General features: G+C 47.0%; 14 protein-coding genes. 9 read left to right on the plus strand and 5 right to left on the minus strand.

The annotated features are described in order from the left end of the window. Positions 1–7 precede the first annotated feature (7 nt). The 5 genes from B2W60_RS10050 (at position 8) to B2W60_RS10070 (ending at position 6,358) form a co-directional block, all read left to right on the plus strand. Complete coding sequence (locus B2W60_RS10050; protein WP_292360954.1) at positions 8–268, plus strand: hypothetical protein; 261 nt, start codon at positions 8–10, stop codon at positions 266–268. A gap of 32 nt (positions 269–300) precedes the next feature. Then, complete coding sequence (locus B2W60_RS10055; protein ID WP_292360952.1) at positions 301–621, plus strand: hypothetical protein; 321 nt, start codon at positions 301–303, stop codon at positions 619–621. A 70-nt stretch (positions 622–691) separates the two neighbouring features. Then, positions 692–1,987 (plus strand): TolC family protein, encoded by a 1,296-nt coding sequence (locus B2W60_RS10060; RefSeq protein ID WP_292360950.1) that lies wholly within the window; start codon positions 692–694, stop codon positions 1,985–1,987. A gap of 4 nt (positions 1,988–1,991) precedes the next feature. Continuing rightward, positions 1,992–3,218 (plus strand): efflux RND transporter periplasmic adaptor subunit, encoded by a 1,227-nt coding sequence (locus tag B2W60_RS10065; protein WP_292360948.1) that lies wholly within the window; start codon positions 1,992–1,994, stop codon positions 3,216–3,218. A 17-nt stretch (positions 3,219–3,235) separates the two neighbouring features. Beyond that, on the plus strand, positions 3,236–6,358 hold the full coding sequence (locus B2W60_RS10070) for an efflux RND transporter permease subunit (protein WP_292360946.1): 3,123 nt from the start codon (positions 3,236–3,238) through the stop codon (positions 6,356–6,358). A gap of 61 nt (positions 6,359–6,419) precedes the next feature. Here B2W60_RS10070 and B2W60_RS10075 read toward each other — a convergent pair whose 3' ends face one another. Then, a complete protein-coding gene (locus B2W60_RS10075; protein ID WP_292360944.1) occupies positions 6,420–6,809 on the minus strand; it encodes a DUF4168 domain-containing protein in 390 nt (129 codons plus the stop codon). A gap of 204 nt (positions 6,810–7,013) precedes the next feature. On the opposite strand from B2W60_RS10075, the gene B2W60_RS10080 reads away from it, so the two are divergent. Then, positions 7,014–8,471: a sensor histidine kinase gene (locus tag B2W60_RS10080; protein ID WP_292360942.1), complete on the plus strand. Its 1,458-nt coding sequence runs from the start codon at positions 7,014–7,016 to the stop codon at positions 8,469–8,471. Next, positions 8,468–9,898, plus strand: coding sequence for a sigma-54-dependent transcriptional regulator (locus tag B2W60_RS10085; RefSeq protein ID WP_292360940.1), 1,431 nt, complete (start codon positions 8,468–8,470; stop codon positions 9,896–9,898). The genes B2W60_RS10080 and B2W60_RS10085 overlap by 4 nt, the downstream gene beginning before the upstream one ends. Here the strand turns inward: B2W60_RS10085 and B2W60_RS10090 are convergent. Further along, on the minus strand, positions 9,895–11,034 hold the full coding sequence (locus B2W60_RS10090; protein ID WP_292360938.1) for a WG repeat-containing protein: 1,140 nt from the start codon (positions 11,032–11,034) through the stop codon (positions 9,895–9,897). The genes B2W60_RS10085 and B2W60_RS10090 overlap by 4 nt on opposite strands. A 149-nt stretch (positions 11,035–11,183) precedes the next feature. On the opposite strand from B2W60_RS10090, the gene B2W60_RS10095 reads away from it, so the two are divergent. Both B2W60_RS10095 and B2W60_RS10100 read left to right on the plus strand, forming a co-directional pair. Next, entirely contained in the window at positions 11,184–11,588 is a 405-nt protein-coding gene (locus B2W60_RS10095) for a hypothetical protein (protein WP_292360936.1), read from the plus strand. 69 nt (positions 11,589–11,657) lie between these two features. Continuing rightward, positions 11,658–12,521 (plus strand): alpha/beta hydrolase, encoded by an 864-nt coding sequence (locus B2W60_RS10100; protein WP_292360934.1) that lies wholly within the window; start codon positions 11,658–11,660, stop codon positions 12,519–12,521. A 58-nt stretch (positions 12,522–12,579) separates the two neighbouring features. Here the strand turns inward: B2W60_RS10100 and B2W60_RS10105 are convergent, their stop codons facing one another. The 3 genes from B2W60_RS10105 to gorA all read right to left on the minus strand — a co-directional run bounded on the left by B2W60_RS10105 (position 12,580) and on the right by gorA (position 15,222). After that, entirely contained in the window at positions 12,580–13,566 is a 987-nt protein-coding gene (locus B2W60_RS10105) for an NAD(P)/FAD-dependent oxidoreductase (protein WP_292360932.1), read from the minus strand. Between the two features lie 117 nt (positions 13,567–13,683). Further along, a complete protein-coding gene (pqqA, locus tag B2W60_RS10110) occupies positions 13,684–13,755 on the minus strand; it encodes a pyrroloquinoline quinone precursor peptide PqqA (protein ID WP_081443609.1) in 72 nt (23 codons plus the stop codon). Positions 13,756–13,866: 111 nt separating this feature from the next. Continuing rightward, the gene (gorA, locus tag B2W60_RS10115) at positions 13,867–15,222 is read right to left on the minus strand and encodes a glutathione-disulfide reductase (protein ID WP_292360930.1); all 1,356 of its coding nucleotides are present in this window, start codon (positions 15,220–15,222) and stop codon (positions 13,867–13,869) included. Positions 15,223–15,311 lie beyond the last annotated feature (89 nt).

Below are 15,311 nucleotides of genomic sequence, written 5' to 3' on the forward strand. Positions count from 1 at the left end.
TAAACCGATGAGAATATTGACACCGCGATTTTATCGACTGCTGCCTTTGCCGATATTCGTTGCATTGACTAGCTGTGCTGCCTATAGCGTGGTCAATACTGACCGGTATTCCGGCTCATCCAGTGCGGTACCTGCCGAATATATTCCTTCACCGGGATTTTGTCGCATCTGGTATAAAAACCGTACTCCTGAGCAGCAACCTGCTCAGGGTGACTGTGACAAGCTCAAGCAGAATGTACCTGAGAATGCCGTACTGTTAAAAGGCTGACTTTTATCATGTTTTTAAGCTAAGATTTATCGATGACTTTACGACTGCGTATGCTGACTGCGGTATTTGTTATCATCAATTTATTGATGGTCAGTGGTGTGACTGCGTCTGTCGCTCATCAGCCGGATGATCATTATTCAGCGCATTTGAGCATCGTTCATAGTCATGCAGATCATGGACAGCATCACGATAATGTCGATCATGATCATCAGTTGCACCTGCATCTGATTGCTGATTTAGTCAGTTTCACTATGATTCTTCATACTCTGACAGCGGACGCTGTCAGCCGAACCAGTAGCAGTCAGCTGGTTACCTTGTATTATTCGCCCCTGTTACCACCCCCCAACGCTTAATTCCATAACGTTTTAAACAACTTAATGTTTTACTGCCGGCTTCTCAGCGGGTGGTGTTATGGAGTTCATCATGAATTATCAATCGAATTTGTTCGCTAACAGGCTATTGATCTGCCCGTTACTCTTAGCTTTGACTTTATGGGCCATGCCCGCACGAGCAGAAAACCAGCCGAGTCTTAATCTGACAACGGCGATCGAACGCACCTTACTGCAAAGCCCACAACTGCAACAATTTCCCTATCAACAGCGGGCACTGGAAGCGCAGAAACGGCAGGCCGGCTTGCCGCCTAATCCACAACTGCAGGCTGATTTGGAAAATGTATTGGGTACGGGGCAGAGCCGTGGTCTTTCCGGTGCAGAACTAACGCTATCGTTAAGTCAGCTGATTGAAATGGGCGATAAACGTTTGAAGCGCGTTGATCTGGTCGACGCCCGGTCCAGTCAGTTGCAACAGGATTTTGAGCGGCAACGCCTGGATACTTTGTCTGATGTGGCCGCCAGGTATCTGCAGGCATTACGAGTCGATGCGTTATTAACCTGGAATCAACGGCGTATTCAAATTGAGCAGCAGGCCCTGGCGGTGATACAACAACGCGCGTCTGCCGGTGCTGTTGGACAGGCTGATGTATTACGGATGCAGCTTTTGCTTGAACGGTCAGAGTCCAGACAGCAGCAGCTCAATGGAGAACGTAAACTGGCCTACCAGCAATTAGCCGCTAGCTGGGGAGATGAGGTTGATTTTGCTCAGTTGGAAGGGCAATTGCAGCAATTGCCATCATTGCCGGAACAGGAAACACTGGAACAGGCCATTCTAAGTTCCCCCGCTTTTTTACAAACTCATTCTTTAATTCGCTTACGTGAAGCGCAATTACGGCTGAGTGAGGCAAAATCCACAGCTGATTTCAGCTTTGGTGCCGGTATTCGGCGTTTGGAAGGACAAAATGACAACGCTCTGGTGTTCAGTTTTTCGATGCCGTTGCAGTTATACGATCGCAATCAGGGCAATATCGCTGCAGCCCATGCAGACTATGAAGCTGGAATTCTGCAGCAACAGCTGACTCAGACTGAATTGCGAATGGCTTTACTGGAAATCTATCAGGCCATGCTGAATAACCATCAACAAATCGATAGGTTGCAAGAAAAACTTGTTCCGTTGACCCAAGAATTGTTGAAACAGACTGAAACCGGTTATCAAACAGGCCAATACAACGTGTTGCAATGGATTGATGCACAGATCGAATCATTCAGCGTAGAGCGCGACCTGATCGAGGCACAAACTGCAGTGCATCTCCAGCTACTTGAGTTGGAGCGGTTAACCGGGATGCCCTTGAGTCGTTCAATCTTTACTGCCAGTTATCAGGAATAGCTTCATGAAATTAATCACATTATGTTTTAGCCTGCTGGCACTGATGAGTTCGGTGGTTCTAGCGGCAACTGAGCATGATCACAACGAACAACATGATCATGAAGAACCTATCGAAGGGCCACATGGCGGACGGTTATTGGAAAACGACGATTTTGCCTTGGAAATAACCATTTATGAACAAGGCGTGCCGCCAGAAATGCGGGTTTATGCCTATCAACAGGGAAAGCCGGTCGATCCCGGGCAGATCAATTTAACCGTGACGTTAACTCGTCTGGATGATGAACAGAATCTTATCGACTTTATCGCCGAAGCAGACTATCTGCTGGGGGATACGGTTATTGAAGAGCCCCATTCGTTTGAAGTGGTTGTGGAAGCAGAATACCAGGGCAATTCACATCACTGGCATTTTGACAGTTTTGAAGGTCGCAGCACGATAACGGATCGCATGATAACACTATCAGGAATAGAAACAGAGCTGGCTGGGCCTCATACCTTATCAATAACCAACGCTCTTTATGGTGTAGTCAGTGTTGCGGAGGATCGCCAGTATCGGGTGCATGCTCCCTATCCCGGCATTATTGAATCAGTGCTGGTCAACACTGGCGACAAGGTCAAAAAAGACCAGGTGTTAGTGACCGTTCGTAATCAAACCACTTTACAAAGTTATTCTATCCGTAGTCCTGCAAACGGTGAGATAACCGAGCGTATGGCCAATGTAGGCGATCACAGTGATATGGGCAGTTTGCTGGAAATCAGTGATTTATCACGGGTCTGGATAGAGTTGTCGATGTTTCCAGCGGATATCGAACAGTTACGTGTCGGTATGCCGGTTGTCGTCAAGGACTTACACCAACATGAATCGGCTGAGGGAAAGATCAGCTATATCTCGCCCAAAATGACAGGCGGACATATTGCTCGCGCCCGTGCTGAAATTACTAATGCTGAAGGACATTGGCGGCCCGGCATGCATATCAATGCTGAAGTGACCGTGGAGCAATATCCTGCTGAATTAGCGGTAAAACGCAATGCCATTCAACTTTATCGTGATATGCCGGTGGTGTTTGTCCGTTATGGAAATACCTTTGAAGTCAGAATGCTTCAACTGGGCAAGCCGGATAAGGACTATATCGAGGTGCTTTCAGGCCTGAAACCCGGCAGTGAATACGTGACAACAAATAGTTTTCTGCTCAAGGCGGAGGTGCTCAAGTCCGGCGCCACCCATGATCACTAAGACCTTTGGAGCAGAAGATGATTAATTTTATTGTACGATTTTCTGTCGAGCGCCGATGGCTGGTGCTTTTATTAACAGTGCTTATAGCTGGAGTGGGCGCTTACAATGTTTTTCAGCTTAATATTGATGCCGTACCGGATATTACCAATATCCAGGTGCAGATTAATACCGAGGCAGAGGGGTATTCACCATTAGAGGTTGAACAACGGATTACCTATAGTGTTGAAAATGCGATGGCTGGGTTACCCAATCTGGACTATACCCGTTCGTTATCGCGATATGGTTTATCTCAGGTCACGGTGGTGTTTGAAGAAGATACTGATATATATCTCGCCAGGCAGTTGATAAATAAACGTCTTCAAGGTGTTCGCTCTGAGTTACCCGCGAAAATAGAACCCCAGATGGGGCCTATAGCAACCGGTCTTGGAGAAGTGTTTACCTACAGTGTCACTGCCAGAGCGGATGCGTTGAAGGCAGATGGCAAACCTTATTCGGCAGAAGACTTACGTACCATACAGGACTGGATTATCCGGCCCCAATTGGTGAAAGTACCGGGAGTCACCGAAATTAATAGCATTGGTGGCTATGAGCGTGAATATCAGGTGGCCCCCGATCCTGCTAAATTACTGGCCTACAAGGTCAGCCTGTCCGAGCTGGGTGAGGCATTAATCCGCAACAACCAGAACACGGGTGCTGGTTATATCGAACGCAATGGCGAGCAATGGCTGGTACGTTCTCCCGGACAATTATCCTCACTTGAAGATATTCGTAATGTGGTTATTACCAAACGTGATGACACACCGATTCGGGTGGCGGATGTGGCCAAGGTATTTTATGGAAAACAGTTGCGTACTGGCGCAGCCACCCGGGATGGTAAGGAAACAGTGTTAGGCACGGCTTTTATGTTGATCGGCGAAAACAGTCGAGTGGTCGCGAAAGCGGTTGCCGAGCGATTGGAACAGGTGAACCAGAGTTTGCCCGAAGGTATCCTGGCTGAAGCGGTTTACGACCGAACCACACTTGTGGAAAGAACCCTTAAAACGGTGCAGAAAAACTTGTTTGAGGGCGCTTTACTGGTTGTCGTGGTGTTGTTTTTAATGTTGGGCAATATTCGGGCAGCACTGATAACCGCCTTGGTTATACCGTTAAGCATGTTATTTGCCGTTACCGGCATGGTAAGCAATCGGGTATCGGGAAATTTGATGAGCCTGGGAGCGATTGATTTTGGTCTGATTGTTGATGGTGCCGTCATTGTCGTGGAAAACGCTTTGCGACGACTGGGTCTTGCGCAACAGCGTCTGGGCCGGATGTTAAGTGTGCAGGAACGTTTGGCAGAGGTAATTGAAAGCACGCGTGAAGTCTTTAATCCGGCGGTATTTGGCATGTTCATTATCATGCTGGTGTATCTGCCGATTTTTGCACTGAGTGGTGTTGAGGGGAAAATGTTCCACCCCATGGCGTTTACAGTGGTGGCGGCATTAATCGGTGCTTTGGTGTTTGCCGTGACCTTTGTCCCTGCCGCGGTGGCCATTTTGATTACAGGCAAAGTTGCCGAGCGTGAAAACCTCCTCATGCGAATGGCTCGCTGGATTTACCGTCCGGTGTTAAGTCTGTCTTTGCGTCTGCCCATTTTAATCGTGGTATTGGCGACGCTGATGGTCAGTATCACGGTTTATTATGGTTCGCGTTTAGGCAGCGAGTTTCTGCCACAACTTGATGAAGGGGATATTGCGCTGCATGCCTTACGGGTTACCGGCACGGGGCTTGAACAATCGGTGGCGATGCAAAACCAGCTGGAGTCAGTAATTGCGGAGTTTCCACAGGTTAAGCATGTTTATTCAAAAATTGGTACGCCGGATATTGCTACCGATCCGATGCCACCGAGTGTTGCCGATACATTTGTGATTATGCAACCCATCGAGCAATGGCCTGATCCTCAATTGAGCAAAGCGGAATTCCTGTCAAAATTACGCGACAGTGTTGAAGCGGTGCCGGGAAATCTTTATGAATTTACCCAACCGATTGAAATGCGTTTCAATGAATTGATTGCTGGCGTGCGTGCAGACGTTGCCCTGAGGATATATGGCGATAATCTGGATACGCTTTACCAACTGGGGGAACGAGCTGAGCAACTGTTGTCAGAAGTTGCTGGTGCCACAGATGTCAGAATGGAACAACTTACCGGTTTGCCGATGTTGTCGATTGAGCCGCAGCGTGATCATCTTGCGTTATTAGGGTTGGATATAGCCAGTTTGCAACAAAATATTCAGACTGCGATTGGTGGTACATCTGCCGGGCTGATTTATGAAGGTGATAAACGCTTCCGCATTGTTGTTCGTCTGGACGATGAGATACGTAAAAATCCACAGTTGCTGGCAAAATTACCCATTGCTTTGCCGGATAGCGATGATCCGGAACTGTCGTATGTTCCACTGGGTGAAATTGCTGATATTCATGAAATCAGTGGTCCCAATCAGATAAATCGTGAAAGCGGTAAAAGACATGTGATTGTCAGTGCCAATGTGGTCGACAGAGATTTGGGATCATTTATCGCTGATGTTCAGCAGAACGCACAACAACTTGATTTGCCCGCCGGGTATTGGCTGGAATACGGCGGCACATTTGAACAATTGCAGTCAGCCAGTAAGCGTCTGATGGTTGTGGTACCTGTGACGCTATTACTGATTCTGCTGTTATTGTTCAGTGTCTTTAATTCACTGCGAGATGCGTTATTGATCTTTACCGGTGTGCCAATGGCCTTAACCGGCGGCTTGATTGCATTAATGCTGCGGGATATGCCGTTATCCATATCTGCGGCGGTGGGATTTATTGCTTTATCAGGCATCGCGGTATTAAACGGTGTGGTGATGTTGACGTTTATACGACAGTTGCGTGAACAGGGCTTAGCGCTTATGGAATCGGTTTTTCAGGGAGCGATGCAGCGATTACGACCGGTAATGATGACGGCCTTGGTGGCAGGTTTAGGTTTTCTGCCGATGGCTTTGAATACGGGGACCGGTGCAGAAGTACAACGACCATTAGCCACGGTGGTGGTTGGCGGCATTGTCTCATCAACGTTATTAACGCTATTAGTGTTGCCTGCTTTGTACCTCCTGGCCTATCGGTTCAAAACCAGGTAGAGCAGAAATGAAAAAGCCGGGTAACCCCGGCTTTTTCACAATAGATGACGCTAAAACAACCTTAGTTCAGCATGGATTGCACTTTATCACGCAATTCAGGATCGCTTTGAATAGCCAATGCAATATTGCTGTAAGTTTCAACATCTAAGCCCGTTTCCTGAACGGTCTGAACCATTTTCTGGCTCGCTTCTTGTTGTAACTGAGCTGCTTGATCTGGATCTTCTGTGCTTTCCAGACGACCAGAATATTCGCTGCGGATTCCTTCAAGATCATCCTGTACATCAGCAAATTTTTGCAGATCTGCATCACTGAAATCAGCAGCTGGAGCAGTTTCAGGCATAGGCGCTTGAGGTGTAGCCTGCTCCGGTGAGCCGTACCCCTGTTCTGCCATCGCAGAACTACTTAGACCTAATGCCATTAAGATTGAAACTAACGTAGCTGTTTTTTTCATGGTGTTTTCCTTTATTGGTTGTGAAACACACTGTGACCACTGCGAGTTCTATGCCAGAACGAACTTAAAAATTAAGTGTATGATTTTAAATATATTTATTTTTTTTCATAGTGCCTGATGAACAGAGAGTTCTCTTGACCGGTGCCATAACATGTGTCATTTTGGCTCATGTGTCATAAAGCCATCCATTGAGAGGCATTAACAATGCGATTTCCCTCAATTTTCAACAACCTGCGTTTAGTGTTGATTATGCAGGTTGCTTTACCAGTACTCATCGTATTGGCCGTTATTCTGGTGATAGGTTTATCCATGGTGGGCCAGTTTATTGAAGAACGGATGCAACGGGATTTGCAACAAGTCGCCAGAACAATTCATCTGCCGGTGTCGCAAGCTTTGGAGCGGCAGGATCTGGATCAGCTTCAAAACAGTATGGCTTCGGTATTTGGAATAACCGAAGTGTATGGTGCGTACCTATTTGATGCTGAAGGAAAACGCTTAAGCAGCTTTGGTGTGGTGAATCCCACTCAGGAACAGGCTACCGATGCACTTGAACAGATTGTGCAGGGTGAGTTTGCACAGTATGAACGGATTCGTGGTCGCCATGTGTATTCCTTTTTTATGCCGTTATTTGATGCCACCGGTCAGCCAAATGGATTGCTGCAAGTGACCCGGCGACGCAGTGATATTGATCGCGAATTGACCGAATTAAAATATTGGGCCTGGGGTGGCTTTGGTTTGGTTTCTTTAATTATTTTAGGGGTCATCAGCTATTCGCATCAGCGGGCGATCGAAACGCCACTGCAACGATTGGTTGAGAGTATGCGACGGGTCAGTCGAGGTGATCGTCATCATCGGGCAGCAGAACGAGGACCTATTGAAATCAGCCAACTGGCTAAGGGACTCAATGGAATGCTTGATGCGATTGAACAGGCAGAAAACAGTGAGGCTCAACAGCGATCTGCCCGGGAAAAAATGGCTGAAAGACTGCGACAGACTGAAACGATGGCTGCGCTGGGACAATTATCTGCAGGCGTCGCACATGAACTCGGTGCGCCGTTAACCGTAGTCGATGGACGGGCCAATCGTTTATTAAGACGTATGGAGAATGAAAAAGACATTGCTGAATTAAATGAAATACGCCAGCAAGCGGCCAGAATGACCTCGATTATTCAGCAATTACTCAGCTTTGGTCGTTCATCTCGTGCACAAATGCGCGATTTGGATGTGACTTCATTGATCGAAAGATCTGAATCCCTGTTAGCTGACCAGGGTTATCGAATCAGTCTTATCAAAGGACCGCAGGCTAAAATTAATGGCGATTCGTTAAGTCTGGAACAAGCCTTAATCAATTTATTACGTAATGCCTGTCAGGCTTGTCCTGAGGGGCCGGTTGAACTCTCCTGGCAAAAGGATGGACAACTTCATATTCATATTGATGATGCCGGGTCAGGCATAACCGATGATCAGCAGAATCAGGTATTTGAGCCTTTTGTCACAACTAAAGCTCCGGGGGAAGGCAGCGGTCTGGGCCTGGCAATTGTGCAGAGAATAATGCGTGAGCATCAGGGAGAAGTGAAATTAAGCAACAGTCCGCTGGGCGGCGCGCGATTCACGCTGATTTTACCCTTAAACCCATCTAACGATTCTGGACCAACAGCATGAAGATGAAGCAGAACAAAAACTTACCAATCCTGTTAATTGAAGATGACCAGGCATTGGCAAGACTGATTAGTGATGAACTGGAAGCGGAAGGTTGGAGTCTGGCAGTTCATCACCAGGTTCAATCCGCTATTGACTGGCTTAATATCAACCAGCCTGCATTGATTGTCACCGATCTGCGGCTACCTGATGGCGATGGCATGAACGTGGTTGAACAGGTGGTCAGGCATTGGCCGGAAGAACAGCGACCAGGACTGATTGTGATTACCGCATTTGGCAGTGTACGCCAGGCAGTTCAGGCGTTGCAGGCGGGGGCGGATGATTTTCTTACCAAGCCTTTGGATTTAGAGCATTTTCTGCTGGCGGTTGAACGTGTGGTGGCGACACGTAAATTGCATGATGAATTATTTCAGTTTCGCAAACTTAACCGTCAACCCAGTTTTCATCAGATGTTTGGTCGCAGCGAAGCGATGCGTAATCTGTTTGAACAGATTAAAGTGATTGGCCGTGCGCAAGGTCCGGTGCTGATTAACGGCGAAAGTGGAACGGGCAAAGAGCTGGTTGCCAAAGCTCTGCATGCTGAAAGTGATCGTGCCGACGGGCCTTTTTTAGCGGTTAACTGTGCGGGTATTCCGCAGGAATTGTTAGAAAGCGAATTTTTTGGCCATTCAGCGGGCTCATTTACCGGCGCCAAGAAATCCCGTAAAGGCCTGTTGCAGGAAGCCAATGGCGGGAGTTTGTTACTGGACGAAATTGGTGAAATGCCAATGGCATTACAGGCAAAACTGTTGCGGGCTTTGCAGGATGGCTCAATTCGCCCGGTGGGGCAGGATACTGAGGAGAAAGTGGATGTTCGAATCATCGCCGCAACCCATCGTGATTTAAAACAAAAAGTGGTTGAAGGCAGTTTCCGCGAGGATCTGTTTTATCGTCTGGAAACCTTTGCTTTGTCGGTTCCACCTCTGCGGGATCGTGAAGAAGACAGGGAAATTCTGGCCCAACAGTTTTTACAGCAATTAGAGGTAACACAAGGTCGAAACATTAAAGGTTTCAGTGACAAAGCTTTGGAGATCATTCGTCAGTATGCTTTTCCGGGGAATGTCAGAGAATTGCAGAATGTAGTGGAAAGAGCGTTTGCTTTCTGTACGGAAGACTGGGTGCAGCCACAACATTTACCGGCAAGACTACTGGAAAATCAATCTGCAACTGCGCCGTCAGTGACAAACCCGGTGGATGATCCGCGAAACGAAACATTATTGTCGGGCGCCGTTTTACCTACTCTGGAACAGCTGCAAAAACGGTATGTCCGCATGGTATTACAAGAAGCCGATGGTAATAAACGCCGCGCTGCGGCGTTACTGGGTATTGGCCGCCGTACTTTATATCGTTGGCTGGATGAGGAAAGTGACGAAACGGAAGAGTCAGCTTAATCCTTGGAAATATAACCCCATTTGTCGCGGATTTTTATCGCGGCCAAACCCTCATTAAACGGATGGGCGTGCTCAAACTGTGGTTCGATCACGACGTCACCCTGCCGGTTGATAAAGCCATATTGTCGGTAGTTATGGGTGATAACGGCCAATCCATTTGAAAATGAATAGGCCCAGACATATTCCGGTGCAATTTCCATCTTGCCAGTAGTATTGATATAACCCACCTTGGCGTTTTTTTCCACTCTGGAAAGTCCTTCACTGAAATTCCAGGCATCATCAAAATAGGGTTTAATAACAATTTCACCGCTACGATTAATAAAACCGTAAAGTCCATTCTGTTTGATGACCGCAAAACCTTCGCCAAACGCTTTGGCTTCTTCAAACTGTGCGTTTATCAGCCAGTCTCCGTTTTTATCGATGTAGCCCCATTTCCCGTTGTCCAACACCGCAGCAAACCCTTCACGAAATACTCTGACCTGAGAAAACTGCATATCAATCAGCAGCTTGCCTTCATTATCAATATAACCCCATTTTTCATCAATTCTGACAGCGGCACGTTGTTCGCTGAAGATATGAATTTCATCAAATTGTGCCGCAATGACCTCTTGCCCCTGGTTATTCAGGTAACCCCATTTCCCATCTTGCTGAAAGGCGGCCAATCCCTCGGAAAATACGCCGACTTTGTCATAATGAGCTGGAATCATTTCCTCTCCGGCATCATTAAGAAATCCCCATTTACCGTCTTTGATAAAGGCGGCATATCCCTGTTTGAAGGATTGAATTCTGGGATAAGTTGGCTGCAGAATGATACGTCCATCACGATCAACGACGCCCCACAAGCTATCTTTCCGGTAGGCAGTCACGCCACTGTCTAAATCATTGATTTCATCGGCAGTGAAAAGAATGTCACCATCAGAATTGATCATGGCAAATTGTGCTCGTCCCTGATTGGCAATCATTACCGCCGCACGGCCATTTTTAAAACTGCCGGCATCATCAAATATCAGATCAATCTTCAGATTTTCAACATAAGCCATGGTAGGCTGGTAGGCATTACTGGCAGTGACGCCGGTAAACATCAATGTCAGCGCTGACAGTATATATCCCAATGTTATATAACGATTTTGGTACATAACCACAATCACCTTTGACGTGTTAATTCAATCATAAGTCTGTTCCCGCGATGGTGAAAATATCGTGAAAACTTATTTTGGGAAAAATCGCTCTGGAAGCCGCACAGGAGCTTGGGTAATAGTGAATTAACAATGTTGATGGAGAAACTATGGAAAAGGACGAAGATACCTATAGTGCGCTGAAAATAATGGCTGAAACCATTGATCTGAGTTCACGCAATGATAACGATGAGATTATTGGTCTTGAATACTATGTTAATTTTAATGTGTTGACCGAGGATGAGCTGGGCGAACTGATTCAGCTTTGGGAGCAAAAATTAGTCACCTGTCAAAAAGAAAAACTGGCTTCACAATTTATGGTGGTTCAGGTGTTTGGCCTAATCAGTCTGGCAATGTTTATAGCCTGGTTGTCCGGAGGCATTGCCGGAGCGATTGCCAGTATCGTCGGTGTGATTGGCATGATCGCGATGATTGAAGACAAGCGTGTTCAAAAAGCCAAACGGAATCTGAGCGATGCAGAAAAGGTCTGCAATAAACTTCGTTTCCATGCGTAGCGATCCGATTAAAGGAACCTCTGACGGGCTGATTCAGTCTGGATAGGCGGTTAACTTCAGGAATAGTGTGTGCTTCGCCAATTTACTAAAACCTTATTAGGTAGTCTGTCAGCACTCTCATTCAGCGCCTGTGCACCGGTGACGATGTTAAATGCAATGGTGCCAGAGTCAGGTTATCAACATCAGGCTGATATCATTTATGGCGATCATGAACGGCTCAAACTGGATATTTATCAGCCAGTCGGCTTGATGGATACTCAAAACCCCGCTACGGTCGTTTTCTTTTATGGAGGTGGCTGGGAGGCCGGGGAAAAAGCAGACTATAAATTTGTGGCAGAAGCGCTCACATCGCAGGGCATTATCGTGGTTATTCCAGATTATCGGGTCTTCCCTGAAGTGCTGTTTCCGGTATTTATTGAGGATGCTGCCAAGGCTGTCGCCTGGACTATAAAGCATATTGCTGAGTTTGGAGGAGATCCCGACCAGCTGTTTATCGGCGGGCATTCGGCAGGGGCACATATTGCGGCGATGTTATCCGTTAATCCAGAATATTTACAGCAAGTTGGTCTTCAGCCCCGGCAACTACGTGGCATGTTTGGTCTGGCCGGCCCCTATGATTTTTTACCGTTAAAAAGTAATACGTTAAAGCAGATCTTTGGTGATGATGCCAGTCAATGGCAAAGTCAGCCGGTCAATTTCATCCGCGAAGATCATCCACCGACATTACTGCTGGTGGGCAAAAATGATCGTACGGTGCTGCCACGTAACAGTTATCGGCTGGCTGAGAAGCTGAAAAAACATGGCAATTCAGTCGAATTGGTCGAGTTTAACAATTACGGTCATGTCGCGATGGTTGCCAAACTGGCAAAACCGTTGCGTGGCGATGGGGCGCTACTTAGGCCTATCGTCAACTTTGTTGAGAAGCATCGGTGACAGCGTTGTTAATTTTCCACCTTCACAACGGAGGGCGGCTATGAAAGAGCAACAGAAACTAAATTAATCGTGGAATAAGCTTTTCTGCCAAAGCATCTGCACTGCTGAAAGCTGCTTCAACACGACCCTGAATACACCAGTCACCGCAAGCCGCCAGTTTTAATTGGGTGTCAAGGTAGGCCGGTTGACCGGTTTGGGGGGGAAGGTTAGCGTAGACCCAGCGCTTCAAGTCCACATGGCTGGCTTCGGCAGTATTGATACCACTGACACGCTGAACCTCTGCGAGCATCAATTGCTGAATAATTTCATTTGCCTGTTGCAGATGTTTTTCGGCCCAAGCATTATTTGCCTGAATCACCATGGAGAATCCTTCAGGACGCGATGGCTTGCTGCTATTCACCGACATCCAGCTGATGATGGCATCACTGACCAGGGCGGCTTGCCAATTGAGTTCTGGCGCGTCATCAAATCCCAGCATCAGCGCGTAACACGCCTGCATCTGTGTTTGCTGAATGACATTAAGATTCTGAAAATTGTCTGGTAGCATATCTGCGGTTTGTTTAGCCGGAAGGCAGCAGATCACCCAGTCTAAATTCTCTGCAACAAGTTGATCGTCACTGAATAGCTGCCATTTCTCATTGTATTGTTCAAGACGAGTAACCTTGCAGTTAAACTGAATATTTAAGCTTGCTGCAAGAGTCTGTCCGATCGCCTGCATATCGGAGCTACCCACATAGTGTGGATAATCTGCATTCCATGTGCGTCGGGAAATCTGTTTGCTACCGGAGAACTCCACAAAATTGGCATCCCAGCGTTGTATCACCCGCTGTTTGATTAACGGCTGAATAAAGTCAGCAAAACGCCCGGTTTTAACAGTGAAAAATTGAGCCCCGGAATCAAAACTAAATTGGTCAACTGAACGGGAGGCTAATCTGCCACCAGCATGTCCAGCTTTATCGAATAGTTGGATCTCGGCAAATGGCTGCAGCTGGTGGGCCAGAGTCAGGCCGGCTAATCCGCTGCCAATGATGGCGATTTTGCTCATGGTGATCCGTTGTGAAATGAATTTGGCAATCTGACCAATGTGATGAGGCGGGGTTTCCTGCAGGCAAAAAAAAGCCCCAATCCGAAGATTGAGGCTTTTTGATTTAGCTACTGCGTATTAACGGTTGCAGATGTACATTGTTACTTCGAAACCGAAACGCATGTCTGAATATTCTGGTTTAGTCCACATAATATTTCTCCTCTTATTTAGTATCAGCGTTTGCTGACTTAGGTGTAGATTATCGTTATCAGACAACTAAAACATCAGTGAAACACCCGATAGCACTCAGGATTTTCCTGATTAATCGCTGACCGGCGTACGCATGGTGACAAACTCTTCAGCAGCCGTCGGGTGTATGCCGATGGTGGCGTCAAAGTCAGCCTTGGTGGCACCACATTTAATTGCAATCGCAATGCCCTGCATGATCTCTCCGGCTGACTCGCCAACCATATGCGCGCCCAAAACCTTATCGTTATCACCATTCACTAATATCTTCATTAAAGTACGTTCCTGCGAACCGCCTAATGTATTTTTCATCGCGCGAAAGTTTGAGCGGAATTTCAACACATTTGAATATTCCTTGCGAGCCTGCTCTTCGGTCATACCAACGGTGCCAATATTCGGCTGGCAAAATACGGTCGTGGCAATATTGCTGTAATCCATTTTGCATGGCTGTTCATCAAACAGATAACCTGCTAATGCCATACCTTCTGCCAACGCCACCGGTGTTAATTCCATGCCACCCGTTACATCGCCCAGAGCATAAATACTCGGTTCAGAGGTCTGGAAAGTCTCATTCACTTCAATATGACCACTTTTAGCAATATTAACCTTAACATTTTCCAGCCCCAAACCTTCAAGATGAGGCTTCCTGCCCGTGGCAAACAATACCGCATCAACCGTGAGATGCTGACCATCACTCATAGTTAAATACAGGCTGCCATCCGATTGTTTTTCAATGGCTGTGACTTCAGTGTTGAAACGGATATGCACACCATTTTGCTGTATTTGCTCGGCCGCAAACTCTGCGATTTCCTTGTCAAATCCATTTAATAACCCGCCACCACGGACGATCTGTGTGACCTGTGAGCCAAGACCATGAAAAATACCGGCAAACTCCACGGCAATATAACCACCACCTACTACAGCCAACCGGTTTGGAAACTCAGCTAAATCAAAGATGCCGTTTGAATCCACCGCATGTTCTTTACCCGGAATCTCCGGAACATACGGCCAGCCACCGGTCGCAATTAAAATGCGTTCAGTGGTAAATTTTTTACCATCGACTTCAACCGTGTGAGCATCCAGGATTTTACCTCTGCCATCAATGATTTCGACGCTGGCTCGATCCAGAATGCCTTCATAGACACCATTTAAACGACTGATTTCCTGAGTTTTGTTATCCCGTAGAGTTGACCAGTCAAAAGCCGGTTTACCGATCTGCCAGCCAAAGCCTTTGGCATCAGTAAAGTGAGCTGAGTATTCAGAGGCATATACATAGAGTTTTTTAGGCACGCAGCCTACATTGACACAGGTGCCACCCAGATAACGATCTTCGCACACAGCGACTTTTGCACCATAAGATGCCGCCATTCGGCTGGCTCTGACACCACCGGAGCCGGCACCAATAACAAATAAATCGTAATCATATTGCATCTAGAAAAACTCCTGTTCGTCACTGAATGTCGCAAAAAAACACCGGACCTGAATGGCTGCAGGTCCGGTGAAGCATGGCTGACGTATTC

Origin of the sequence: Methylophaga sp. UBA2496 (assembly GCF_002341635.1) — a bacterium.
GTDB lineage: Bacteria > Pseudomonadota > Gammaproteobacteria > Nitrosococcales > Methylophagaceae > Methylophaga.